General features: G+C 35.2%; 24 protein-coding genes. 4 read left to right on the forward strand and 20 right to left on the reverse strand.

Annotation, left to right across the window (positions count from 1 at the left end):
- Positions 1-186: 186 nt before the first annotated feature.
- Positions 187-1,488 (reverse strand): ABC transporter substrate-binding protein, encoded by a 1,302-nt coding sequence (locus J6D32_RS08185; RefSeq protein ID WP_009607002.1) that lies wholly within the window; start codon positions 1,486-1,488, stop codon positions 187-189.
- A 306-nt stretch (positions 1,489-1,794) separates the two neighbouring features.
- On the opposite strand from J6D32_RS08185, the gene J6D32_RS08190 reads away from it, so the two are divergent.
- Positions 1,795-2,643: an AraC family transcriptional regulator gene (locus J6D32_RS08190; protein ID WP_009607011.1), complete on the forward strand. Its 849-nt coding sequence runs from the start codon at positions 1,795-1,797 to the stop codon at positions 2,641-2,643.
- 25 nt (positions 2,644-2,668) lie between these two features.
- Here the strand turns inward: J6D32_RS08190 and J6D32_RS08195 are convergent, their stop codons facing one another.
- Positions 2,669-4,027, reverse strand: a complete 1,359-nt coding sequence (locus tag J6D32_RS08195) for an MATE family efflux transporter (protein WP_006784378.1) — start codon at positions 4,025-4,027, stop codon at positions 2,669-2,671.
- A gap of 140 nt (positions 4,028-4,167) precedes the next feature.
- On the opposite strand from J6D32_RS08195, the gene J6D32_RS08200 reads away from it, so the two are divergent.
- Positions 4,168-5,301: an AraC family transcriptional regulator gene (locus J6D32_RS08200; RefSeq protein WP_055165478.1), complete on the forward strand. Its 1,134-nt coding sequence runs from the start codon at positions 4,168-4,170 to the stop codon at positions 5,299-5,301.
- 9 nt (positions 5,302-5,310) lie between these two features.
- Here the strand turns inward: J6D32_RS08200 and J6D32_RS08205 are convergent, their stop codons facing one another.
- The 16 genes from J6D32_RS08205 to J6D32_RS08280 form a co-directional block, all read right to left on the reverse strand.
- The gene (locus J6D32_RS08205; RefSeq protein ID WP_055165483.1) at positions 5,311-5,979 is read right to left on the reverse strand and encodes a restriction endonuclease; all 669 of its coding nucleotides are present in this window, start codon (positions 5,977-5,979) and stop codon (positions 5,311-5,313) included.
- A 45-nt stretch (positions 5,980-6,024) separates the two neighbouring features.
- Positions 6,025-6,642 (reverse strand): GyrI-like domain-containing protein, encoded by a 618-nt coding sequence (locus tag J6D32_RS08210; protein WP_039930896.1) that lies wholly within the window; start codon positions 6,640-6,642, stop codon positions 6,025-6,027.
- Between the two features lie 21 nt (positions 6,643-6,663).
- Positions 6,664-7,401 carry a class I SAM-dependent methyltransferase gene (locus tag J6D32_RS08215; RefSeq protein ID WP_155222896.1) on the reverse strand — a complete coding sequence of 246 codons (738 nt, stop codon included), beginning with the start codon at positions 7,399-7,401 and terminating at the stop codon, positions 6,664-6,666.
- A 15-nt stretch (positions 7,402-7,416) separates the two neighbouring features.
- Positions 7,417-8,133: an HAD family hydrolase gene (locus tag J6D32_RS08220; RefSeq protein ID WP_006784383.1), complete on the reverse strand. Its 717-nt coding sequence runs from the start codon at positions 8,131-8,133 to the stop codon at positions 7,417-7,419.
- A 152-nt stretch (positions 8,134-8,285) separates the two neighbouring features.
- Positions 8,286-9,770 (reverse strand): glycoside hydrolase family 32 protein, encoded by a 1,485-nt coding sequence (locus J6D32_RS08225; protein ID WP_009606994.1) that lies wholly within the window; start codon positions 9,768-9,770, stop codon positions 8,286-8,288.
- Between the two features lie 102 nt (positions 9,771-9,872).
- Positions 9,873-11,306, reverse strand: a complete 1,434-nt coding sequence (locus tag J6D32_RS08230) for a sucrose-specific PTS transporter subunit IIBC (RefSeq protein WP_006784385.1) — start codon at positions 11,304-11,306, stop codon at positions 9,873-9,875.
- A 199-nt stretch (positions 11,307-11,505) separates the two neighbouring features.
- A complete protein-coding gene (locus tag J6D32_RS08235; RefSeq protein ID WP_006784386.1) occupies positions 11,506-12,492 on the reverse strand; it encodes a LacI family DNA-binding transcriptional regulator in 987 nt (328 codons plus the stop codon).
- A 253-nt stretch (positions 12,493-12,745) separates the two neighbouring features.
- Positions 12,746-13,780, reverse strand: a complete 1,035-nt coding sequence (locus J6D32_RS08240) for a threonine aldolase family protein (protein ID WP_006784387.1) — start codon at positions 13,778-13,780, stop codon at positions 12,746-12,748.
- A 185-nt stretch (positions 13,781-13,965) separates the two neighbouring features.
- A complete protein-coding gene (locus J6D32_RS08245) occupies positions 13,966-14,730 on the reverse strand; it encodes an ABC transporter permease (RefSeq protein WP_055165486.1) in 765 nt (254 codons plus the stop codon).
- Positions 14,727-15,629 carry an ABC transporter ATP-binding protein gene (locus tag J6D32_RS08250; RefSeq protein WP_155223535.1) on the reverse strand — a complete coding sequence of 301 codons (903 nt, stop codon included), beginning with the start codon at positions 15,627-15,629 and terminating at the stop codon, positions 14,727-14,729. Before J6D32_RS08250 ends, J6D32_RS08245 begins: the two co-directional genes overlap by 4 nt.
- Before the next feature lie 5 nt (positions 15,630-15,634).
- The gene (locus tag J6D32_RS08255) at positions 15,635-15,841 is read right to left on the reverse strand and encodes a PLDc N-terminal domain-containing protein (RefSeq protein ID WP_006784390.1); all 207 of its coding nucleotides are present in this window, start codon (positions 15,839-15,841) and stop codon (positions 15,635-15,637) included.
- A gap of 10 nt (positions 15,842-15,851) precedes the next feature.
- Positions 15,852-16,445 (reverse strand): hypothetical protein, encoded by a 594-nt coding sequence (locus J6D32_RS08260; protein WP_287467538.1) that lies wholly within the window; start codon positions 16,443-16,445, stop codon positions 15,852-15,854.
- Between the two features lie 117 nt (positions 16,446-16,562).
- A complete protein-coding gene (locus J6D32_RS08265) occupies positions 16,563-16,955 on the reverse strand; it encodes a helix-turn-helix domain-containing protein (protein WP_230321591.1) in 393 nt (130 codons plus the stop codon).
- A gap of 701 nt (positions 16,956-17,656) precedes the next feature.
- Positions 17,657-17,794, reverse strand: coding sequence for a hypothetical protein (locus J6D32_RS08270; RefSeq protein WP_155062025.1), 138 nt, complete (start codon positions 17,792-17,794; stop codon positions 17,657-17,659).
- A 55-nt stretch (positions 17,795-17,849) separates the two neighbouring features.
- Positions 17,850-19,691 (reverse strand): Sip1-related alpha-galactosidase, encoded by a 1,842-nt coding sequence (locus J6D32_RS08275; RefSeq protein ID WP_287467539.1) that lies wholly within the window; start codon positions 19,689-19,691, stop codon positions 17,850-17,852.
- A gap of 155 nt (positions 19,692-19,846) precedes the next feature.
- Entirely contained in the window at positions 19,847-20,509 is a 663-nt protein-coding gene (locus J6D32_RS08280; RefSeq protein WP_155223532.1) for a hypothetical protein, read from the reverse strand.
- Positions 20,510-20,656: 147 nt separating this feature from the next.
- On the opposite strand from J6D32_RS08280, the gene J6D32_RS08285 reads away from it, so the two are divergent.
- Entirely contained in the window at positions 20,657-21,331 is a 675-nt protein-coding gene (locus J6D32_RS08285) for a response regulator transcription factor (protein WP_155231100.1), read from the forward strand.
- Positions 21,331-22,704, forward strand: coding sequence for a sensor histidine kinase (locus J6D32_RS08290; RefSeq protein WP_155223530.1), 1,374 nt, complete (start codon positions 21,331-21,333; stop codon positions 22,702-22,704). Before J6D32_RS08285 ends, J6D32_RS08290 begins: the two co-directional genes overlap by 1 nt.
- 48 nt (positions 22,705-22,752) lie before the next feature.
- Here J6D32_RS08290 and J6D32_RS08295 read toward each other — a convergent pair whose 3' ends face one another.
- Both J6D32_RS08295 and J6D32_RS08300 read right to left on the reverse strand, forming a co-directional pair.
- Entirely contained in the window at positions 22,753-23,562 is an 810-nt protein-coding gene (locus J6D32_RS08295) for a CPBP family glutamic-type intramembrane protease (protein WP_155235467.1), read from the reverse strand.
- 116 nt (positions 23,563-23,678) lie between these two features.
- On the reverse strand, positions 23,679-24,107 hold a 429-nt coding region (locus tag J6D32_RS08300), incomplete at its 5' end, for a GNAT family N-acetyltransferase (protein ID WP_287467540.1).

Here is a 24,107-nt window from a genome sequence, read left to right on the forward strand (position 1 = left end):
TTAAAATTAATAATCCAATGACTGTTGGCGCTACTAAAATATATCCCCACATCCACTCATTATGCTTCGCATTTTTTAGTTTAGCGGTACTTTTTACTTTTCTTTTATTTAATGCAATCGCCATATTTTCCCCTCCGCTTTTTTTAGGGGTAACCGTTCAATTGAACAGTTACCCTTTGTTTATTTTTATTCTGCTGCTAAAATAGCATTAATTTGCGTCACTAATTGATGACAAGCATCTGTTACTGATAACTCACCAGCCCATACTTTACGTAAGATTTCCATTTCTACTGTTTCCCATTTTGCTGTGTTTTTAGTGTAAGGTTTAATGTGTCCGTACTCTAACATATCAACTAAGCATTGTGTATCAAAATTATTTTTAGTTGTTGCTTCAACCCAAGCTTGTTGCGCTGCACCGTAAGCCGGAATAGCTGATGCGTACTCACCTTGAATGATGTTTGCTTCTTCTGATCCTAAGAATTCAATGAATTTAATTGCTGCTTCTTTATTTTTCGTATTAGCTGCTACTGAATTTCCTAATCCATTATAAATGGTTGCATTTCCTGCTTTTCCTTGTGGTAATGCTGCTACTGCACAATTTTTTGCTGTATATTCATTTGTAATAAATTCGTTATACATCCAAGAACCGAACATTCCCATTGCAACTTTTCCTGATGTAAATAAGGTTGAATTTCCATTTTCAGCAAATTGTGTTTGAGAAGGTGACACTTTTTCTACTAAACTTAAATTTGCATACCACTCTAAAGCTTCTTGTGTTTCTGGTAATGAATACCCTGATTCTGTTTTATCGTTGATAAGGATATCTCCCCCATTTTGATAAACATAGTTAAATAAATTTTCTTCTGTGTTTAAAGGAGCATTTAATCCATAAACCCCTTTTTCAGAATCAGTTAGGTCGTGAGCAGCACTCAATAAATCATCCCATGTCCAATTTTCATTTGGATATTCAACACCCGCTTCATCAAATAATGTTTTGTTGTACCACAGACCGATTGTTGAAACATCTTTTGGAATGGCAATTTGCGCTCCATCCACATTGTATAAATCAACAACACCTTGAGCAAAATTGTTCATATCGAGTACTTCACTATTTTCAATCACTTCATTTAAATCCATTAACATTCCACTATTTGCATAACGGATATGTTGGCTTGAGTGCATCCAGAATACATCTGGTAACGTTCCCCCAGTAGCCGCAGCTTCAAGTTTTGTCCAATATTGATCCCAAGGAGTTACCTCTACATTAACTGTAATTCCTGGATTTTTTTCTTCAAATGCATCCGCAATGGCCTGCATGCCTGGCTCTTGACCTTTATCCCAAATGGAATAAGTAATTGTCGTTCCTTTTGAGTTTCCTTTCGTTGTATCAGAACCTGATGCTGTCTCATTTCCACACCCTACTAATGTTGTTCCTAAAAGAGCAGTTGCCATTGTCGCCCCAAATAATCTTTTTAAATGTTTTTTCATGCCATTTTCCCCCCATGGATTAATTTTTAAAAGGATTTTTCCTTCTTAGTACTTGAACTTATTCTTGAAATATTTAGTAAACTCTTCTATGTTCTTTATCGCTTAAAACTCGTTGTAAAGGTTTACATAATTATAATATTACACTTTAACAGGTTAAAACATGGTAAAATGTAAGCCCTTTATGTTAAAATGTGAGAAACAAACTTTTATAAGCGTTTTTTTTATAGTAAAATAAAAATTACAAGTCTGAGTTAATCCGAAAATGTAAGGGGGTTATCTTTAGCTTTATTGGAGGGAGAGTATTATATGGGAGAGTGTAACTATTTTCAAGACGAGACTGTCACTTATTTTGAACCATTAAATAAACAATCATTTGATTTGTTTTTATGTTTCTGTGGGATTGAAGCTTGTCCCCCTAGACATTCTTACGATAAGGTACGTTCGCAATATTTGATTCACTATATTTTAGATGGAGAGGGAACCTATAAAGTAAATGACAAAACCTATCATTTAAAAAAGAATCAAGGTTTCTTAATTACACCTGAAACGCAACATTCTTATCAAGCTGATGAACAAAATCCTTGGACTTACATCTGGATTGGTTTTAACGGGGTAAAAGCAGCACACTACTTAAATTACGCTAATCTTAATAAAGAAAATCTCATCTTTGAATGTCAAGATTCTGCTAGCTTATATAACTGTGTGAAGAAAATGTTTGAATTAAATGCAGATACCCCCTCTAATGAACTTGAAATTCAATCCCTTCTCTATCTTTTCTTATCTAAACTCGCTTCTAATAACGCTAATATTGATTTAAAACACCGAAGTAAAGTAGCGGCTGAAGGATACCTAGAGCAATCCATTGAATTTATTAATAACTATTACATGAAACCCATTAAAATTAATGATATTGCCAGCTACATTGGTGTAAACCGTAGTTATTTAACCTCTATCTTCAAACAAAAACTCAATATTTCACCTCAAGAATTTTTAATGAACTTTAGAATGGAAAAGGCAAGTCATCAATTAATGAACAGCAATCAACCCATTAATGAGATTGCTAAATCTGTTGGTTATCCTGATCCCTTTGCTTTCTCAAAAGTCTTTCGAAAAATTTATGGTAAAAGTCCTAAACAATATCGTGAAACAAAATAAAAAAAGAGCCTCGAAGGCTCTTTTTTTATTCTAATATTAATTCTTGCTTGGCCACTGCTTCATGTTTTGCTTTTGATTTTTTCATTAAGAAAATAACCACTAAAATAGTTAATAATTCAGCACATGGAACCGTCATCCAAATTCCACTAATTCCAAAGAACCTTGGGAAAATCATAATTCCCGTTAAAATAAAAATCATTCCACGACAGATTGCCACAATAATTGAAGATAGGGCATCTCCAATTGAGGTAAAATATCCTGAGAATAAAATATTAATTCCATTTAAGAAGAATGTAAAGGCATAAATTTTAGCTCCATGAGTCGCTAACTCTAATACAATCTGATTATCCTTTACAAATAATAACACCATATATTTTCCAAAAAAGAAAATTAAAATAAATAATAAACTTCCCATTACTAAGGCAACCTGACAACATAATTTTAACAGTTGACGGACACGCTCTTGTAATCCTGCCCCATAATTATAAGAAATAACCGGTCCAATTCCAGCAGAAATACCGCACACAATCAAAGAAGCGAATAAAGATAGGTACCCGATGGCTGTAAAAGCAGATACCCCCGCTTCCCCTGCAATACGCATAAAAGCTGTATTAAAAACAAATGTCGAAATAGCTGTTGCCAACGATGAGACCCCCTCCGACGAACCATTATATAAAAGGGCCCCCGTTAATTTCGCATTAAATTTTCCTTTTGTAAAATTTAAAATTGATGATTTCTTGAAGAATGGAATAGCTACAATCAAGAAGGATGCCGTAAATGATAGTCCCGTTGCAATCGGAGCACCAATGATTCCTAAATTTAAAACTTTGATTAAAACATAGTTAAAGATAATATTGGCAATCAGACTGACAATCGAGCTAACTAAATACACATTTGGCATTCCAATACAACGGACAAAAATTCCTAAAATAAATGATAGTCCAATAGATGGTGCAAATAAAGCTAGTATCTTAATATACATTGCCGAATCTGCTAATAGCACATCATTCGCTCCTAAAAACGTCGCGATTTGTTCACTACATGTAAACCCAAAAACTGCAATGACCAATGATAATCCTAGCATAAATAAGCACGCGGACTTAAAAATATCTTGGGCACGTTTCACTTCCCCCTCGCCAAGACTTCGTCCAATATAACTTGCTCCTCCAACTCCAATAATTAAATTCATTCCAATCATAAGTTGCATAAATGGAGCGGCAATATTCACACTTGCCATTGCATTTGTTCCAACAAAGTTTCCAAGGAAAACTCCATCGACCATTGTTTGAATCCCCGCAATTGTTAACGAAAGAATCGCTGGAATCGAAAACTTAATAAAAAGCTTTGAAATCTTTTCAGTTTCTAATATATTATCTCGTATCATGATGTCTCTCCTCCTATACATCTAAAAACTGACTTAAATTCCTTGATTTTGAGCCTGAATCATATTATCATGAATCAATATTATATTTTTGTATTATATTGATTTTTTTGTAAAAATATTGACCTTAAGAGGTAATCATCATGAACAACAAACATATTCAAAACCTTATCAATCTTTTATCCGGAAGCTTAAACGCTCCCATTTATTTTATCGATCCTTCATTAAACCTTATCCTGAAATCAGAAGGTTCATTACTGCTACATTTAACAGATTCATTTGCTGATCCTTACTTTGAAGAAGGAGCACCTCTTCCTAAACTTAAAACACTGAAAAACGATGGACACTTTCTTTGCTTAACGTATTATGAAGAAGAACTTCTGATTGGGACTTTCTTAATAGGTCCTCTCAATTATCATCTGACTTCTTTTACACAAGTCATTCATCAAGGTTGCCTGCTATACTATTTACTTTATCGAAAACACATTGATTTCAATGAAGTCTTAAAAGATAATTTTTTCAAACAACCACTCGTTGATTCGATTGAAGAAAAATTAAAATCTGATTTTACAACACTACGACAAATCGCGGAAGATAACATAACGTTCTTTCCCCTAGCTTATGAAACTCATATTATCAATGCCATTGAATATGGAGATCCTGAACAACTTATTAACGCCGTTGAAAAACTAAGTAGACAACAACCTTTATTAAACCAATTACTAGAAGATCCCCTTCATTCTTCTAAAGTTCTTTATATGACTCTCATTATTTTAGGTGCTCGTGCTTCCATTAGAGCAGGTTTAATCCCAGATGTCGCTCATAAACTGACTGTCTTTTATTTAGATAAAATTGAAAACACCTCTGATATGCAAGAACTTGCAAAACTTCAACTAACCAGCTTACTCGATTTTACGATGCGTGTTCAACAAATTAATACTTTAACCTTCTCACGACCAGTACTTGATGCCATCTTTTTCATTCATAAAAATTTATATGACAATGTTTCACTTGAAAAAGTAGCGACTGAACTACACTTCAATAAAAGTTACTTAGCTCGTTTATTTAAAAAGGAAATGAATGAGACAATCGGTGAATTTATTTTACGGGAAAAAGTAGAAGAAGCAAAGCGACTACTCATGGTTTCTAAACACTCCTTACTCGATATCAGTGTCCTGTTGCACTTCAATGACCAAAGTCATTTTACAAAAGTCTTTAAACAATTCGTCGGACTGACGCCAAAAAAATATCGAGATCAACATCAATTTAAAGGCTAAAAGGCACAATCATATCGACTGTGCCTTTTCTTTTGATTCTTCAATGACTAGCCAGACAAGCTTGCTAATCGCTGTCCCATTATAGCATTTAATGTTATGTTGTGTCGCAATCTCAGTGGCCACCTCTGTCAAATTCGCACAAGTCATAAAAAGTCCCGTCTCTAGGTGAGAACGTGCCATCTTCTCCTTTAATGTTTGAATCGCCGTTTCATCATATTCAATTCCTTCACTTCCATGTAAACAATAAACTAACATACTCCGCCCTGAAGGATCGATTACTTGCAAAACATTCTCCTCACTCACTAACTCTACCCGTTGATATCCAAGTGCTCTTAACAAATCCGCGCAATAATACACAAATTGGACAGCAGACATCTTAAAAAAATTAGACTTAATTAATCTAAATTGAAGCTCGATTTCAGCAAAACGCCGCTGACTATCTACCCAATGTGCCTCAGCCTCCTTAATCGCTAACTCATCTCGATGAATAGACCATAAAACAGCCACTCCAAATAGGGGGCCAATCACAAGTAACCACCAACTTGGTATCACAGCAAAATAATGATAAATTCCTTTGAAGAAATCTTGAAAAATAAAATACGTTATCCATAAAAAACAGCCGGCCATTATCAAAACCATCTGTTTTTGAACACGCTCAGCAGAAGAATTATTCACCATTATCACCACCTTAAATAAGTTTGTTATGGGAATAATTCCACTCTTTTATTCAACTCGATATCTTAAAACTGTTTTCAATTTATCTGGTGTTACTTTTCTAAAATCGGATAAATAAATTTCTCGATGCTTTAACGATACAATAGTTAGATTTTGTTCATTAATAAATGTCTTCATCTTTTCAAAGGTGATCAGTTCATCATCATATGGACCAACATGTAGCATTTGTACCGATAATCCATCTTCTATCTCTTCAAATACCACCTCATCTAGCAGTGGATGAGGCTTCTTCTTTTTCACTTCATTCAATGCTTTTTCAAAAACTTCCGTTGTCACAAACTCCGGTTGGCGAATCATAATCGTATACAACAATTCATCTTTATTAAGTACCTGTGATTGTCTACCTTCCTCCGTTAAATCCCAAACTCCTTCTAATGGATATACCGTATATTCCATGTAGCCAACTGGTGTATATCCTTTTTTCGGCATCATTTTAATAGCGTACGCAATCGAATAAAGCACTCTAATTCGATCACTAAAATCCGCTTGATTTGGATTTCCCTTTCCTTTAATCGTGATAAATGGTTGCTTAGGAATGGTGACCAATGTTGGCTTAGCCTTCGGCATATATAATTCTTTCTCGTGTTTTCGCCATTCATGCTTCATCATTCATTAACTCCTTCTTTATTAAACTTCCCCTACATACCAAACCGTTTCATTTGGCATCGTTAAAATTCCATCAACTGCATATTTCTCAAAAAATTTCTCTAAGGCTTCCATATAATCTTCAAATTTTTCATCACCTTCTATTAAAGAATAAGAGGCTGATCGTGCACGATTAATAAAACTTTCTTTATTAAATACCAAATGATTGGCTACCCTTTTAATTTCATACTGATTTTCAAAAAACTCACAAATCTTTCGTGATTCTAAACCACCACTGAATCCTTTAAAACTAGGGCAAAACATCTGGAAAAGCTCATGATATTTCATAATGACCTCACTGTCTCTAATCCACGAATTCCAAATTAAAATCACTTTTCCCGTCTCTTTTAAAATTCGTTGGCACTCTAACTTAAAAGAATTCGCATCAAACCAATGAAAGGCTTGCCCAACCAAAATAAAATCAACACTTTTATCCATAAGAGTAGTTTGTTCAGCAGTTCCTTTCACTGAAATGAATCCCTCTTGATTACTAAGTAAAGACTCTGCCACCTGTCGCATCTCATCATTTGGTTCAACACAATAGACTATTCCTGCAACCTTCAAAAGATCCTGTGATAACTTACCTGTCCCTGATCCAATATCGGCTATCACCGTCTGTTTATTAACTTCCAAATCACACACCAAATACTCAAATAATCCTTTTGCATAACCCGGTCTTGACAAAGTATAAGCACTTGATTTACCTGTAAATTTATTCATATGATCCACGCAACCTCACTCCTTGTTCTCTTCAATCCATTTCACAATCACATCATATAACTCTTCTTCATGACGTACACAAAAATTCGGCACAACCTCACCCTCAGGCATCTCCCTTTGACGACGATTCAACCAAACCGTCTGCCAACCAGCCATATTCGCTCCCACAATATCACTCTCGAACGTATCCCCAACTAAAAGCGTCTCTTGTGGTATCAAATCCATCTTCTCCTTGACATAATTAAATAAATCAAGATGCGGCTTCGCCACCCCGATATCACCCGATACAAAAACAAACTCCCGCGGGATATACTCCATCACTCTTAGTGCCTCAACCTTATTCCACTGATGATTAGAAGGGCCATTCGTTATAATACCTAGACGAATTTGATTTTCTTGACACAGATTCATAATTCGAATCATTGTTTTAGATAACTCAAGCTTCTTTTGATTTGTTGCGTACAAATCTTGGAACTTTAGTGCCTCCTCATCACTTACCAAAATCTCAAGACTTTCAAATGCCTTTTGAACTCGGTATATATACATCTTCTCCATCGACATCTCACCACGTTGTGTCGCTTCAAAAACCTCATCACTAAAATGGCGGCTTCTCTTATATAGCTCTTCAACTGATATCTCATAACAGCCTTTAAATAATTCATCATATGCTTTTTGAAACGGAATTACTTGATCATATAACGTATCATCCACATCAAAAATAATGGCTCTCATTTACTATCATCTCCTTGCTATTTATGAACATTCTATCACATTACCGAATTAAAATAGCTAGCTCTTATTTAATAAATAAGTTTAACATAAAAGTTTATCCTGTCACAACAAAACAAAAAAACCATTCAGTAATTGAATGGTTTTTTCGTTATTTATTTTTTGATTTCCCATAAAGTGGCTTCTAAATCAACAGAGCTATCAGCAAAGAATTCAATGCCTTGACTCTCCTCTTTCGTAAAGATACGTGTTGTGAAGACTTCCTCTCCATCATTCACAAAAATTTCAACTGATGACTGATCGACAAAAATTTGTAATCTTAACTCATTAGCCTCAAAATGACATTGACGAATTGATCCGTATTCCTCTCCACACATCCTACCTGATTTTTCACGATTTAAGACTAATTTTTTATTTTCTATATCGTAATAGAACACTGTTTCTTCTTGTTCACTTTTGCGTAATTTGACTCCAACTCTTCCTTGGGTTAAGTCCGTAAAACGACATTGTAATTCGTAAGTTATGCCTTCAAATCCCATAAATTTCTTAGATTCAGCATTTAAAGTTGTTTTCACTTCTACGCGATGATGACGTAATTTCTTTAACTCCTCAATCGGTTTTTGAATTAACTTGTTATTCTTTACCGTTAATTCACGTGGTAAGGTTAAACAATGTGCCCAACCTGATTCATCTGTGACACAATCTAGCTCTGGTAGACCAAGCCATCCTACTAGGATACGTCTTCCTTTTGGATCTTCCATCGTTTGAGGTGCATAAAATTCAAATCCACGATCAAGTTCAGTAAACTCTCCATGATTAAAAATTCCGGTTTCAAAATTAATAGGCTCTCCTACTAAATAACCTGATTGGAAGACATTTTGATATTTATCTCCCTCTGGTGCCATTCCTTGTGGAGACATCAGCATAATTCCCTGACCTTCTAATGTGAAATAGTCTGGACATTCCCACATAAATCCACTATTATTTTCAAATGTTGTGTTGATTTCACCTTTATACGTCCACTCTTCTAAATTAGATGATTCGTAATAAACGACTGTTCCTTTATTTCCTTCGTCAGTCATTTTTTCTGCCCCAACAATGCAATAGAATTTATCTTCGATTTTAAATACTTTTGGATCACGGAAATTATCAGTGATTCCTTTTGGCACATTTTTAATGACTGCTTCTGGATACTTTTTAATTTCTCCTGCTTCATTCATGACAGCCAAGCATTGATAAGGATGACGAATCCAATTTTCATCACGCGTATTTCCTGTATACATTAAATATAATAATCCATTATGTTCAATCGCTGTTCCTGAAAATACCCCGTGACTATCAAGTGCACAATCTGGAGACAGGGCAATCCCACGATTCTCCCAGTTCACTAAATCTTTAGAGGCTGTATGATACCAATACTTGACTCCGTGAACAGGTCCAAGTGGGAACCATTGATAAAATAAATGATACTCACCATTATAAAAACTAAATCCATTTGGGTCATTTAATAATCCTGTTGTAGGTTGAATATGAAACGTTTGACGATGAGAACAAGCATCGACTCTATTTTTTAAGTCAGTTATTTCACATTCTGCTACTTCTTCAATTCTTCTATATCTTAATTCACGTGGCCATTCCATAATTTCAACTCTCCTTTTAAAGTAATCGTTTTATTTTTCTCTTCCTAACAGAAACTGCTTTAATCTCAATTGAAATTAAAGCAGTTTAGGTTGTATTTAGTTTTACTCTTTATTTCCCCAGATTTTAGCTAAAACAAAAGTTACGACAAATGTAATAGCAAATCCGATTGCTAATGTAATCATATATTGAATCATTGATTCTGGACGAATCACAATAACCCCTGGTAATCCTGCAGGTCCTGGTGAAACTGATAAAACTTGCATAAATGTTGAATAAGCTGATGCAACAGCTGAACCAATTAAGGCTGCAACAAATGGATATTTTAATTTTAAGTTAACTCCGAATACTGCTGGCTCTGTAATTCCAAGTAAAGCCGAAACCCCAGCAGCTGAAGCTAAACTCTTCATTTTTGCATTTTTCTTCATGATCATCATAACAGCTAAAGCTGCTGCCCCTTGTGCAACGTTAGATGCTGCAACAACAGCAAATGTTGGTGACCCACCAAGTGTTCCAATGTTTGCAAGAATTTGCGTCTCGGCTGTGACTAATGAGTGATGCATTCCTGTGATAACTAATAACGGATAAACAACCCCATAAATAGCTCCTCCAACTGGGCCTAAGCTAAAGAATAACCACATAACAGCTTCTGTTAACCCATCTCCTACAACACGCATAGCAGGTCCAATCACAACGAATGTTAAAGCCGCCGTTACAAGGACTGCCACTAATGGTGTAATAATATTATCAAACATTGGAGGAACGACTTTACGTGTTTTTCTTTCAATTTTAGCTAATACGAATGATGAAACGATAACGGGTAAAACTGTTCCTTGGTAACCTACTTTTGCAATTTGATATCCAAAAATACTCCATGCTGGAACCGTTCCATCTAATAGAGCTTGTCCATAACTATACCCATTTAATAAATCCGGGTGGATCATGATGGCTCCAATAACTGCCCCTAAAACTGGTGTTCCACCAAAAATCTTAGTCGCTGAGAACCCGATTAATACAGGTAAGAAGGTAAAGGCTGCATTAGAGAAAACATTAATCATATCAGCTAAATCAGCAATTTGTGGGTAAGCTTCGATGATAGACTTCCCTTCAATAAATAAACCTTGTGCGGTTAACACATTATTTAATCCCATTAATAATCCGGCTGCAACTAATGCTGGTAAAATTGGAACAAAGACATCAGCTAATGATTTTAAAACGCGTTGGAAAACATTCATTTTTTTCCCTGCTGCTTCTTTTAATTCAGCTTTACTCACTTCTTCTAAGTTAACAATCCCCATAAATTCACGGTAAACTTCATCTACAATTCCTGTTCCTAAAATAATTTGGAATTGTCCACCGTTATTAAAACTCCCCTTAACCAAATCTATATTTTCAATTTCATCCACTTTAATTTTTTGATCGTCTTTAACGACAACTCTTAAACGTGTTGCACAACTTGCGGCACTAATAATATTTTCTTCTCCACCTAAGTGCAATAAGATATTTTGAGCAATAGTATGATACTTTTTGTTACTCATTCTTACTCCTCCTTATTTATGAAACGTTTCATTTTTGCGTTAAAAAAATAATTAAACGATAACCCCTCAAAAATGAAACGTTTCATTTTCTACAGTACTATAATAGAACACTTTTTTGAAAACGTCAACATTTTTTTATCGTTTTCAAAAATAATCAATTTTATGTATTAAAAAAGGATTATTCCTTAAAATAATCCCTTTAGTGTTTTGTTGTACTGCCTTGATGGAACTCTACTGGTAAAATAATTTCTTTTTCTATCGTTTGTTTATTAATTAAAGCATCAATTGATTCAACGGTATGCTTTGCAATTAACTCAATTGGTTGACGAATCGTAGAAATTTCAATCACTGATTTTTTCGAACTCTTAGCCCCATCAAATCCGATGATTTGAACATCTTCAGGCACTGAAAGATGATACTCTTTTAATTTTTCAATGATGAAATAAGCATAGGCATCAGTTACTGTAAAAATCCCATCAATCTTTTTCTGTTGGATTAAATTATCCATTAAAAACTGTTTTAATGTTTCATCAAATTTGTCATGATCCCCAATCATCTCACAAACCTGATAGTCGATTCGATGTTCTTCACAATAATTTATAAATCCTTTTTTACGATTACGAGTTGAATTATCTTTTTTCGACCCCTCCCCAATAAAACAAATCGATTGACATCCGGATTCAATTAACTTTTGAGCAGCTAAATACCCCCCCATTAAGTTATCACTGCTGACATATGTAATTTCCTCATTAAAAAAGCGATCGACGCTGACCATTGGAAGATTGCTTGAAATAAAAGCCTCAATATCACTATACGTAATGGCAATGATTCCATCAACTTGATTCTGTTTAGCCATTGTAATATAATCTAATTCAATTTTGTAATCTCCTTCTGAGTTACATAAAATCATTTTATAATTTAAAGCTCTTAAATTTTTTTCAATATTATAAGCTAATTCACTGAAAAATGGATGCCAAACAGTTGGTAAAATTAAGGCGATTGTATTAGTACGATTCATCTTTAATCCACGAGCATAAATGTTAGGCTCATAATTTAATTCCTTAATCGCTGCCTCTATCGCCATTCTAGTCTTTGGTTTAACTTCAATATTATTAATAAATTTTGAAACAGTTCCAACAGATACCCCTGCTCGTTTAGCAACCTCCTTAATTGTTGACAATAACATCACAACCTTTAAAAAAATTCTCTTTTAATATCATCATTATATCAATTTTTACGTGAGTTGACTACCAAGCATTTGTTCACAATAGATTGTATCTAGCTAACCATTCATCATGACTTTATCGACTGTAAATTGTTATCCAATTTATTTAAATCATTTTACAAAAAAATCTATAAGACAACGCTTTTTTAAACGCGTATCTTATAGATTTGACTACCTTATGGCCATATCACGTTGTTATAAGCTTATCTTCACCTTACAACGCTTTAATATCTGCAACCAATTGTTCAACATACTCTTCTTTGGTCGCCCAGCTTGTACAAAGTCGGACTGCAGAATGCAATTCATCAATTGCCTTCCAATAAGTAAATGAATATTTTTTTGATAGTTTTTCTAAAACATCATTTGGTAAAATTGGGAATTGCTGATTTGTATATGAATCATATAGCAATTCAAATCCTTTTTCAGTAAATGCCTGACGAAGCTGCATCGATAACTTAACAGCATGTAACGACATTTCAAAGTATAAATTATCTTCAAATAACGTTTCAAACTGAAGGCCTAACAATCTTCCTTTAGCTAAAAGTCCACCTCTTTGCTTAATATTATATCTAAACCCTTGCTTATAGGCATCATTTGAAATAACGACAGCTTCACCAAATAATGCCCCAATCTTGGTTCCACCAATATAAAAGACATCACATAAATTTGCTAAATCTGACATCCAAACATCATTTATTTGACTGACCATCCCATATCCTAAACGAGCTCCATCGACGAATAATGGAAGATGATATTCTTTACAAACTCGACTTAAGTTTGTTAATTCTTCTAATGAATAAAGTGTTCCATATTCAGTTGGTTGTGAAATATAAACCATTCCAGGTTGAACTTTATGAACACGGCCAGCATCCTGATGATGTTGATCACAAACAGCTTTTACTTGAGCGGCGGTAATTTTACCATCTTCACTTTCAACCGCTAATACCTTATGCCCCGTCGCTTCAATTGCCCCTGTTTCATGCGTATTAATATGTCCTGAAATAGCTGAGATAACGCCTTGATAAGGTCTTAAAATAGATGAAATAACAATTAAATTTGTTTGTGTTCCCCCTACTAAAAAATGAACATCACAATCGTCTTTTTGACATAAATTTTTAATTAATTGTCGTGCACGATCACAATAAATATCGACCCCATATCCTGGTGTTTGTTCCTCATTTGTTAGAATTAATTTTTCTAAAATACGTGGATGCGCCCCTTCCGCATAATCACTTTCAAATCTTATCATGTCAAAGTACCTCCAAAACCTATTTCCATCAAATCTATCATTTAATACCTTCTTGTCTATTTTGACATATTTCTTTAGGGTTGGTCAAAGATTTTCAAACAATACCAATACTTCCCAATTAAAGCCATATAAAGGCCGATTATCTTGAAGTTAATTTCTTCAAAAATAATCGGCCTTTACTTTTCTTAAATTCTCTTATTCTTAAACGTCGTTAAAGCTAATGCTAAAAAAGCAATGCTTAGTATAACTGAAATTAAACTAGTAGACATCAGTTGACTGATATCATAATCTTGACTCAACATCGCCACATTCTCAGACACTAACGCAATCGGATTATAATCCTGAAATATTGGAAAAAGATTTAAAACAAATAATCCTGCGACAAAAATTCCCACCATTAAAAGACTTCCATACTGATTGCCAACTAACGTCTGTGCCCACATCAACAACGATAAAATTAGGACTCCAAACAACCATAAGCAACCCACTGACGCCAATAAATGATGGATCTCATCTTGTGAGAAAAAATATGCCGTATACCCGTATGTCACACCGAGTGCCATCAAAAGGGCAAAACTCCATAAAACAAGTGCCACCGTATACTTTGCCAAAATGACCGCATATCGTGTTAACCCTTTTGTCAATACATTAATCAACGTCCCTTTTGATAATTCAGTCGTTAAGGTTCCACTGAATAGGAGAACAAGGACGATTAATCCCATCTGCGTCAGATTCTTAAAAAACTGGCTATATGAATCAATCGCCGTGGGGTCTGGAATCGTAATTGTAATCCCATCCATCGGCATCTGGCTCAGTATTTCAGGCATTAACTTTGCCATCAAAGGACTTAGCATCCCAAAAATAAAGAAAACGAGGAGTAAAATCAGTAACTTATACGTGCGAACCTGCTCTAACAGTTCTTTCTTTACAAAAGCTAAATATCCCCTCATCGAACCACCTCCATAAACAAGCTTTCAAGCGTTGGTTCAAGGATTTCATACTTTAGTAATAATATATTTTGATCTGTCATCCATTTTAATATTTCTTGGGAATCTTGTTTTAAATTATCCACATATATTGTGAGTTCATTTCCTTCTAACTCAACTTTCTTAAACCTCTCAAAATCTTGCATCAAGTGTTTTGCAACCTTTTCTGATTCAAATGTTAATCGAATGGCATCTTGACGATGTTGATTTTTAACGTCTGTGAGTGTTCCACTTAACACAATCTCTCCTTCATGTAAAACAGCTACTTGATCACAAATACGCTCCACATCAGATAAAATATGCGTTGAAAAAATAACCGTCGTTTTCTCTTTTACCTGATGTAAAATATCCAAAATTTCTTTTCGTCCAATCGGATCAAGCGCAGACGTTGGTTCATCACAAATTAAAATTTTCGGTTCATTTAGTAAAGCTTGTGCAATACCAAGTCGTTGCTTCATCCCCCTTGAAAACCCTCCAATTTTACGATTCACATCAGCTAATCCAACCAGTGTCAATAACTCATCTGACTTCGCTTTAATTTGCGCTTTTGACATGCCTGTCATTTCACCGCACAATTTCAAATACTCTCTGGGTGTCATATAAGAATAATACTCTGGGACATCCGGTAAATAGCCAATGAAGCGATTTGTTTTCGTTTCACCATACACGACTTCTTCATCACAGACAAAAATACGTCCCTCGCTAGGATTTAATAACCCTAAAATCATCTTCATCGTTGTTGTTTTTCCAGCCCCATTTTGTCCTAAAAAACCAAAGACACACTGACTTGGAACCGTCAAATTTAACGATTTAATCACCTCGTGACTTCCAAACTGTTTACTGACACCTTCTAAACGAATCATGTCCACTACTCTTCACCTCGACCAATTAAAAAATAAACAACAGGTCCAATAATTTGAATCAATAACACAATCACAATCCACATCACTTTATTTCCAAATCGATAGTTCGGATGCTTTAACACATGAATAAGTGCTGTCATCGCAAGCGCAAACTCTGCAATCACCAGCGGAATTAAAAATGGTAAATACTCTTGAATACTCTCTAAACTCATACGCTCACTCCTAAAGATAAAATTTTAATCGTGCCACTAAATTAATAAATCGCTCTTCTTCATGTAACGGCATAAAAACAGGATTTTTCAAAACACCATCTAACGCACTTTGCTTGATAATCGCTTCATTTCGTGGCGGTTGACCAATTTCATATGCCTTAAACCAGTCCTCCACTAAATTAAAGAAATCATTTCCTTGAATTTTAATTCTTTGAATACTATCTGTCGCTAATTTCGAATATGCGTCTAAATAATCAAGCGCCAGTCCCGCTTCCCCAAGTTGCATATATCCCTGGGCAATCATTAACTGAATCGGAAGAATGAGATAAGGATTCACTTTTTTGATTTCAAATAATTCATCTAACGTTTCAATCTTTTGAATAATATCCTCAAATCGCTTTTGATCAGGTAAACTCAATCCTAGCAACATCGGTAACGTTTGAAAAATTTCCATCAGATGCGAAAAGACACCGACTTGAATCGAAGACTTTGCTTCTTCAATCTGCCCAAGCATCTGATGGGCTTGTGCAATTAATACTTCACTTGAAACTTTCGGTTTCTTCGTATCTTCAAGTAACTCTAACGCAACTGACGGTTGATTCAATAATAAATAACAATACGCCTCTAAATGCAGTGCCTGCTTTGAAAGTTCAACGTCATCTCCCTTTTCTTTAACACGCTCAAATAAAGAACAAGCTAATTCATTTAATCTTGTCGTTTCTTAAACATCGAGGGCTAACATACTGTGATTAATTAAAAGTAATCCCATTTGATGCAACAGTGGAAAACAAGAATAATATTTCTTGATCAACTCCTCACACTCCAAAATCACCTCTTCGAATGGTTTCTTCGCAAAATCTTCACATAGCCTGACATACAATTTTTGAATATCTTCCTTCACCATCTGTGGCTCATATCCGATTAACTCGTCAATACTCATATTAAAATACGCCGCTAAAATCGGTAACAATGTAATATCCGGATAACTTTGGCCTGTCTCCCATTTTGAAATAGCCGCCTTTGAAACCCCAATATATTTCGCTAATTCATCTTGCGTAATCTTCTTCTCTTTTCGCTTTAAAATAATCATTTTTCCAACATTAATTTCCTTCATGTCATCACCTCGCTATTCCTTTAATTTGTCTGTGATACTCTCATTATATGTATTCTTTCCTCATAAAACAATCGAGCCAAAATTAACTTTTGTTTGAATAAATCAACTAATAGGATACTTTATTAGTTCACTTTGTTTCCCATATACCTATTAAGAGGAAAGAGAATGAAACACAAAATCATTTTCTATATTACTGTTTTTATCATCGTCATTGGAATCGAATTTCTTTGATTACGTTCTGAAAAAATCCCAATTAAAAATGAAAGACTTCCACTTCAAGTTGGAATCACTCATCACAAACGATACTGAAAAAGCCGAAAGCATCATTGATGATATCCTTACGATCTTTACAAATACCAAAAAATTAGAAGATGCTGTCTCTATCGGGGGAAACAGAGACTATGAACTTCATCTTTATCACACAAAAACCAAAGAAACATTAGTCAGTGGTAACACCCTTTTAACAGATGACGGGGGGATTTTCACCTCACATCAATCTGGTCCCTTCCTTAAACTAACATTTGCAGACAGCGACTATATCCAAAAATTAATCGACTCAAACTAAATCTCATTTTAATTTAAAAGACATCCAGGTCTAAAGGCCTAGATGTCTTTTCTTTTCAAATCCGTATTTTTTTATAGTTTTTTCTCCCCTGAGCTAATGTTAGTCTACGATTTAAGTCACTTGGCTCAACGTCTGCTTAAATAAACAAATCAATCTCCCATAAACAATTGAGATAAATATAGGCTAGTGCGTCTCCAGTAGTCGGTATCGTTAACTGATTGCAACAAGGACAAAGTGAATCAGCTATTACTTCAACTGATTCTTCCTGTATCATCTTCTCATCATAACATTAAGGTCAAAACTCATATTCCTTCATGATATCCACCTTTTTATTTCCAATTCAGTTTAATAACTGATGTTGCCTCACTTAGTTCAACCTGTAACAGATGATTGTCTATCTCAAAAACTCGTGTTTCTCCATTCACAGTCAGCAATGTGATTAAGCAAGATTCCTCCACATAAAAGGCAAATGCTCCTTCCCCCTTAACCTTAAGCATCATCTCATTTTCACTTTCCACCACTGACTCAATCGCTAAATAACTATTGAATTTATGGACTAATCCGAGTGGTGTCACCATCTCACGTCTAACAGCTCGCGACACATACGCATACTCCCCGTAGTTTAGTACGATTTCTAACTTCCCTAGCGCAACTTCACCTAAATCTGGTGTGAAACAAATATCCCCCGTCACCACTTCTTTAATGATTCTAGCGTCCTTATTTAAATGCACTGCAAATATCGTGGAACCGAACTCTCCATAGTTGTGGGTTTTAAGTAAAATAGTTGAAGTCTTTGCATCGCTTAGATAGCAATCACTTGTCGGTCGAGCTGGTTGATTAAAACGAAGCAACTCATTACCACGAATCATTAATCTTGATAATAAATTTGTGTCCATATTTTTAGGATGATCACAAATATAAATAGGACCTCCTGAAATGGCACGCACCATCGCATGAAACTCTCCTTGAGGGTGATTCGTTTGGAACATATCCCAATCTGGGCAAACAAATGTCGAGGTGAAAATATTATTTAAAGTATTCATATAATAATGTTCAAGTTGAATACCAATCGGTTCTTTAGGGAAGAAATCATCAGAATTTCGCCACCCAATAAACTCAGACGTATTATAAATCACCTCTGTACTATTTGACATACAGTATAATACATCTCCATTTAAATATTCATTTCCCGCTATTTTTAACGCTCGTTGATAACTGCTCATCACAGCCGTTGGATTCTGTTCCTGCTCACAAAGATGCAATAAATTCCCTTGAGAATCGACCTTTACATAGTCAATCCCACACATTTTTAAATAAGCATAGAATTCATCATAAAAGGTTTCACAATCATCCTTGCAAATATAATACGTATGATTCGTGAAATATGTCGCAAACTCCGATTCTTTTACATCCTTATTTTCAATTAGCGTATATTTTTTACCTAGGCGCCCCTCTGGATTAATCCCACCCCAATAACCTTGAAGCGCATGCCAAATCCCAAATACAGAAATCCCATACTCCTCTTTCGCCTTTTGAACCAACGTTTTTAAACCAGATGGAAACTTTTCATTTTCATAAATATCATTCAGATACAACTCATCTTTAACATCCTGCCATCCATCATCTAAAATCATATAATAAGGCTTCACACCACGTTCTTTAAAAACCTCTAATGCCTCCATAACTCCCGCTTCACTGACCTCACGATAAAACACATCCCATGTACACCAACCCAAATAATCATAATACGTTGGAACCGACTTTGTTTCACGCAAATTAAATCCTTCAATCTCACTTGCTAAAATCGTCACAGCTTCCCTAATTCCATCCTCGATTTCTAAACAATCAGAAATAGCCACGCCAATGATAGCTTCATCATTCGTTGAAGGTAAAACAGAGCGGATCACCAAATGATTTACCTCTACAACAAGCTCCCCCAATTGATCCTGATCCACACATGGAATCACCACTAAATAGCGACTTTCCCCTAACTCATTTTCATATTCCCCAATCAAAAACTGTACGCGTGATGGCAACTGTTCAAAGCTCGTCCCATAAAACGGCTTCATCCACCAAAAATCCTTTGCTAAATTTAACCCCATAAAACGAACTAATTCTTCACTATATTCAATAACAACCTGCTCGCTTGCTTTAACAACCTGTCTCTTCATACAAACTCTCCTCTTACACTAAAAGATTGATAACACTCTCATCATAACTGAATAAAAGCGTTTTTAATATGTTTGAATGTTTGTCTTGCTATGTCTAAATGTATGTTTTAAATTTTTCCATAAAAAAGGAGTAACGACCGTTACTCCTTTTTACATTATTTACTTTCTTGCTTAAATGATTGATATCCCATCCAAACAACCCACACATAGGCAAGTGTTTTAGGAATCATTAACATTCCAATTAAACGGAATGTGGTGGCCCATAAGACAACCGGGATATAAAAGGCAAATGATAAAACGATTGCCAGCCACATCCATTTGAACGTTGAGTCTTGATGCGCTTTTGCTTCTTTATAGAATAGATAGATAATCATTAAGCCCATAATCGCAAACGGAATGTTTCGATAAACTCCCCACGAAACGGGGGCATTATAATTTAACCACTCATTTTGAGGTAATAAACATAACACAATACGTACAATCGCTAATGCATAAATCGCAAGTGTTAACCCTTTTGTATTTTGGACGCGATATCGTTTTTGCCAAATATGATAAAGTACTACATAAAAGACAGTCATCGTAATCGACGTCACAAATTTACCAAATCCAAGCGCTGTTGCATTGGCTTCAAGTCCTGTTGTTAACAACGCATAAGAACGTGGGACTAAGTGGAATGCATCCCCGCATCCTAAAATAATGGCCATATAACCAAATAACTTCGTATTCGTTGTCTTTCCTTTACGAACCATCGTCATACCAAGCGTGATGACCGTACATAAATAAACGACATCAAAAGCCGTTTCCATAATAGCTTGCATCAAAATTTCCCCTTTCAACATCTGATTGACAACCTTATCATACCTCACGCACCTGACACCCTTATGAACACCATCTTAAATCCATCTTAACTCTTTAAATTCTGTGGTATAATGAGCTAAAAAATGACCAATTAAAGGAGAAACCTTATGATTTCTAATAAAATTTTAATTGTAGATGATGAAATTGAAATTATTGAACTACTAGAAACCGTCTTAAAACATGAAGGATTTTCCCACATCTTTCATGCCACAACTGGAACTGAAGCCTTATCACTGCTTAAAGCCTTAAATCCAGACCTCGTCCTACTTGACGTCATGCTCCCCGATCTAAGTGGGCACCAACTCATCAAAGAAATCCATCAACATCGTCAAATTCCCGTTCTCTTCATCTCAGCTAAAACAGAAGAATTCGATAGACTACTCGGTTTTGCACTCGGAGCTGATGACTATATTACCAAACCCTTTAGTGCCAAAGAAGTCGCCTTCCGTGTCAAAGCTCGTCTCAAAACGACAACCAAAACCATCCAATTTGGCAACATTGCCATTACAGACGGCATCGTTTCAAAAAATAATGAACCTCTTGACTTAACAGCAAAGGAATACAAACTCCTCATGTACCTTGTCCGTCATGCGAATAAAATCGTCAGCAAAGAACAAATTTGTCATGAAGTCTGGGGAGAGGACTACTTTGAATTTGATAATACCATCTCGGTACATATCCGAAGACTTCGAAAAAAAATCGAAGTCGATCCTTCTAAACCCAAACACATCACAACCATCATCGGACTTGGTTATAAATTTGTCTATAAAGAGGGTTACTAATGAAGAAAAAATTAACCTTACACTTCTTTCTAACCCTATGTATTGCCCTGATTACCTTAGCCATTGTCAATATCGGTCTCGTTACCTTTAGAAGCTATCACTTTAAAGCACACTCAGATGAATATCAATATGGCGAACATTACATCAACCAATTTGTTGAGCAATTTGCGAACTACATCACCGAAGATTTAACGATCACTGAAGAAGGAAAGAAACTTCTTGACGAATCTCACGTCAGTCTTCAAATAATTAACGAACAAAAACAAGAAGTTTATGCTTATCAATTGCCTGATAACATTCCAAGTGTTTATACAAACAAACAACTCATTGATTTGTATCAAACTAATGAATCGAGCACGATCTTTATAAATGATATTCAGTTAAATGAATCACATCTTACCTATTTATTATTTTTTCCACTCGATTTAGTCAGACGTTACACCCTTCACTACAATACTGAAGAGATGATGATGACACATAATATTCCATTAATGTTAATCGTTAACTGTCTAATCGCCCTCTTCATTAGCTATATCTCAACGCGCTATCTTGTTAAACCACTGAATGACATCATTCAAAATATCGTTTCCTTATCCAAAGGACATTATCTAAAGCCAAATCAAAAACCAAGTCTTTATCGTGAAGTAGAAGACAGAATTACAGATTTATCACAGCAACTTCAAGTTGCACAGTATGAGCGTCAACAAATGGATACCGTCCGAGAAGAATGGATTGCTAACATCTCACACGATATTAAAACTCCTCTAACTTCCATCAGAGGAAATGCCGAAATCATGGCCGATATGAGTTATGAAATGGATCTCATATCTCGCCAAAAGTCAGCGCAAACCATTATTGAAAAATCAGACTATATCAAGAATCTTGTAGATGATTTGAATCTTTCGACACGACTTAAAAATAAAGAATTTATCCTTAATAAAAAGCAGGTCAATCTTGTTTCACTTTTACGTCACGTTATCATTGAGATAATGAATGACCCAAAATACGAGAACTATAACATCCAGTTCTCTTACGATAACGAATATATCCCCCTGATGCTCGATGAGTTACTGATGAGACGTGTCTTCACCAATTTAATGATGAATGCCATCACTCACAACGAGGAATCTGTCCTCATTTCAATCGATATCAAAGATCGTACTATCACCCTAAAGGACAATGGAGTTGGAGTTTGCGAAGAAGACCTACTACATATTTTTAAACGTTATTATCGCGGAACTAATACAAAGAAACCAAACGTTGGTTCTGGCCTAGGACTTGCGATTGCTTACGATATCGTGAAACTTCACGAGGGAATCATCTCGGCCTCTAGTACGCGTGGAAATGGGTTAACCATCACGATTACTTTATAACTTTATAAAATAGGAACTCACCACTTTTTTGGATGAGTTCCTTTTGACTTATTTATCAATAAACTTCTCTTTAATTCCTTTAAATAGCTCTTTTATCATTTTTCCAAAAATATAAATCAGTACCACCGTATAAATGAGTAACAAAGTTAAGCCATATATGCCTTCTAATTGCTCTGTTAACTCAAGCGATACTAAAAAATCTTGGAAAAAGTGGGCAAACATCAGCGGGATAATCGTCTGATACTTGATCAAGAAATAAAAATAAACCACAGCGCCCGAAGCAATAATTAACGTTATAGTTAACCATTCATCTGGATTATAATTGGCATGTAAAAATCCAAAGAAAAAGCACGTCACAAAGGTTGAAATCAACAATGGTAACCAATAGCTTTTGAACAACTTACACAACGGATAGTAAAGAATCAAGAAAATCATATACTTAAACAATTCTTCCCCAATCCCGACCAGTGCATAGCGTACAAAACTAACAGTTACATACTTTCTAGATAACTCAAAACTATACTGCTCCAACTGTTGCGGATCATCTGCTGCTAAAAATCCCCCCACAACCCCTTCAACCAATGCCGAAAAGAACAAAATGGCCCCTGCTAGAAGAAGCATCCGCCATATTCCACCCTCTTTATTATAAAGTGGTGCCATCTCTTTAAAACCTATCGTCACTGAAAAAATCAAAAAGACTCCATGATAAGACATCAAAAAGAACTCACTATATGGATTCCCTGCCAAAACAGGCGTCTTTAATAAAAATAAAAATCCAAAAACAACCAATACATACCAAAACCAGTTCGAAGAAATCAACGGAATCTTACGACACTGATCTTTAAACTGATCACTCATACTGACCCTCCTATCACTCTCTATAAAACATATCGATATGACATCAAAATATGAGCAATGTGACGTTTAAAGCTAAAACTTGACTAAGTCTTTACATAAACCTAACAAAAAAAGTGCTAAACTAGCACCTTCTTCATATAATAACGCTCATGACCTTTTGGACAATCCTCAAGCACTCCATGAATCTCGTATCCATGCTTCAAATAAAAATCTTTCGCTTGAAAATCAAATGTATCTAAGTGAATTAAATGGCACCCATACTCACGTCCTAGTTGCTCAATTTTAGTTAATAACTCTGAGGCGAGCCCCATACCACGGTGCTCCTCACTCACCCATAATGCATCAATATAAATACAATGCCACGCGTAATAAACACAATTAATTCCAGCAATAATACATCCCGATTCATCTTTAATATGCTGATTAAACTGATTAAAAGGGACCGTCAATTCAAATGGAACATGTGACTCGTTAAAGTCAACTAACTGGCGCTCCACAAACTCGATATCTTCAAGACAACTCTCCATCAATTTCTTCATCTCAAA

The sequence above is a fragment of the Turicibacter sp. genome, assembly GCF_017941855.1.
GTDB lineage: Bacteria > Bacillota_I > Bacilli_A > MOL361 > Turicibacteraceae > Turicibacter > Turicibacter sanguinis.

Bases quoted from the DNA above. Each gene is read 5' to 3' on its own strand.
- J6D32_RS08185 (WP_009607002.1), bottom strand. From the start codon at position 1,488: ATGAAAAAACATTTAAAAAGATTATTTGGGGCGACAATGGCAACTGCT.
- J6D32_RS08190 (WP_009607011.1), top strand. From the start codon at position 1,795: ATGGGAGAGTGTAACTATTTTCAAGACGAGACTGTCACTTATTTTGAA.
- J6D32_RS08195 (WP_006784378.1), bottom strand. From the start codon at position 4,027: ATGATACGAGATAATATATTAGAAACTGAAAAGATTTCAAAGCTTTTT.
- J6D32_RS08200 (WP_055165478.1), top strand. From the start codon at position 4,168: ATGAACAACAAACATATTCAAAACCTTATCAATCTTTTATCCGGAAGC.
- J6D32_RS08205 (WP_055165483.1), bottom strand. From the start codon at position 5,979: ATGGTGAATAATTCTTCTGCTGAGCGTGTTCAAAAACAGATGGTTTTG.
- J6D32_RS08210 (WP_039930896.1), bottom strand. From the start codon at position 6,642: ATGAAGCATGAATGGCGAAAACACGAGAAAGAATTATATATGCCGAAG.
- J6D32_RS08215 (WP_155222896.1), bottom strand. From the start codon at position 7,401: ATGAATAAATTTACAGGTAAATCAAGTGCTTATACTTTGTCAAGACCG.
- J6D32_RS08220 (WP_006784383.1), bottom strand. From the start codon at position 8,133: ATGAGAGCCATTATTTTTGATGTGGATGATACGTTATATGATCAAGTA.
- J6D32_RS08225 (WP_009606994.1), bottom strand. From the start codon at position 9,770: ATGGAATGGCCACGTGAATTAAGATATAGAAGAATTGAAGAAGTAGCA.
- J6D32_RS08230 (WP_006784385.1), bottom strand. From the start codon at position 11,306: ATGAGTAACAAAAAGTATCATACTATTGCTCAAAATATCTTATTGCAC.
- J6D32_RS08235 (WP_006784386.1), bottom strand. From the start codon at position 12,492: ATGTTATTGTCAACAATTAAGGAGGTTGCTAAACGAGCAGGGGTATCT.
- J6D32_RS08240 (WP_006784387.1), bottom strand. From the start codon at position 13,780: ATGATAAGATTTGAAAGTGATTATGCGGAAGGGGCGCATCCACGTATT.
- J6D32_RS08245 (WP_055165486.1), bottom strand. From the start codon at position 14,730: ATGAGGGGATATTTAGCTTTTGTAAAGAAAGAACTGTTAGAGCAGGTT.
- J6D32_RS08250 (WP_155223535.1), bottom strand. From the start codon at position 15,629: ATGATTCGTTTAGAAGGTGTCAGTAAACAGTTTGGAAGTCACGAGGTG.
- J6D32_RS08255 (WP_006784390.1), bottom strand. From the start codon at position 15,841: ATGAGTTTAGAGAGTATTCAAGAGTATTTACCATTTTTAATTCCGCTG.
- J6D32_RS08265 (WP_230321591.1), bottom strand. From the start codon at position 16,955: ATGAAGGAAATTAATGTTGGAAAAATGATTATTTTAAAGCGAAAAGAG.
- J6D32_RS08270 (WP_155062025.1), bottom strand. From the start codon at position 17,794: ATGATACAGGAAGAATCAGTTGAAGTAATAGCTGATTCACTTTGTCCT.
- J6D32_RS08275 (WP_287467539.1), bottom strand. From the start codon at position 19,691: ATGAAGAGACAGGTTGTTAAAGCAAGCGAGCAGGTTGTTATTGAATAT.
- J6D32_RS08280 (WP_155223532.1), bottom strand. From the start codon at position 20,509: ATGCAAGCTATTATGGAAACGGCTTTTGATGTCGTTTATTTATGTACG.
- J6D32_RS08285 (WP_155231100.1), top strand. From the start codon at position 20,657: ATGATTTCTAATAAAATTTTAATTGTAGATGATGAAATTGAAATTATT.
- J6D32_RS08290 (WP_155223530.1), top strand. From the start codon at position 21,331: ATGAAGAAAAAATTAACCTTACACTTCTTTCTAACCCTATGTATTGCC.
- J6D32_RS08295 (WP_155235467.1), bottom strand. From the start codon at position 23,562: ATGAGTGATCAGTTTAAAGATCAGTGTCGTAAGATTCCGTTGATTTCT.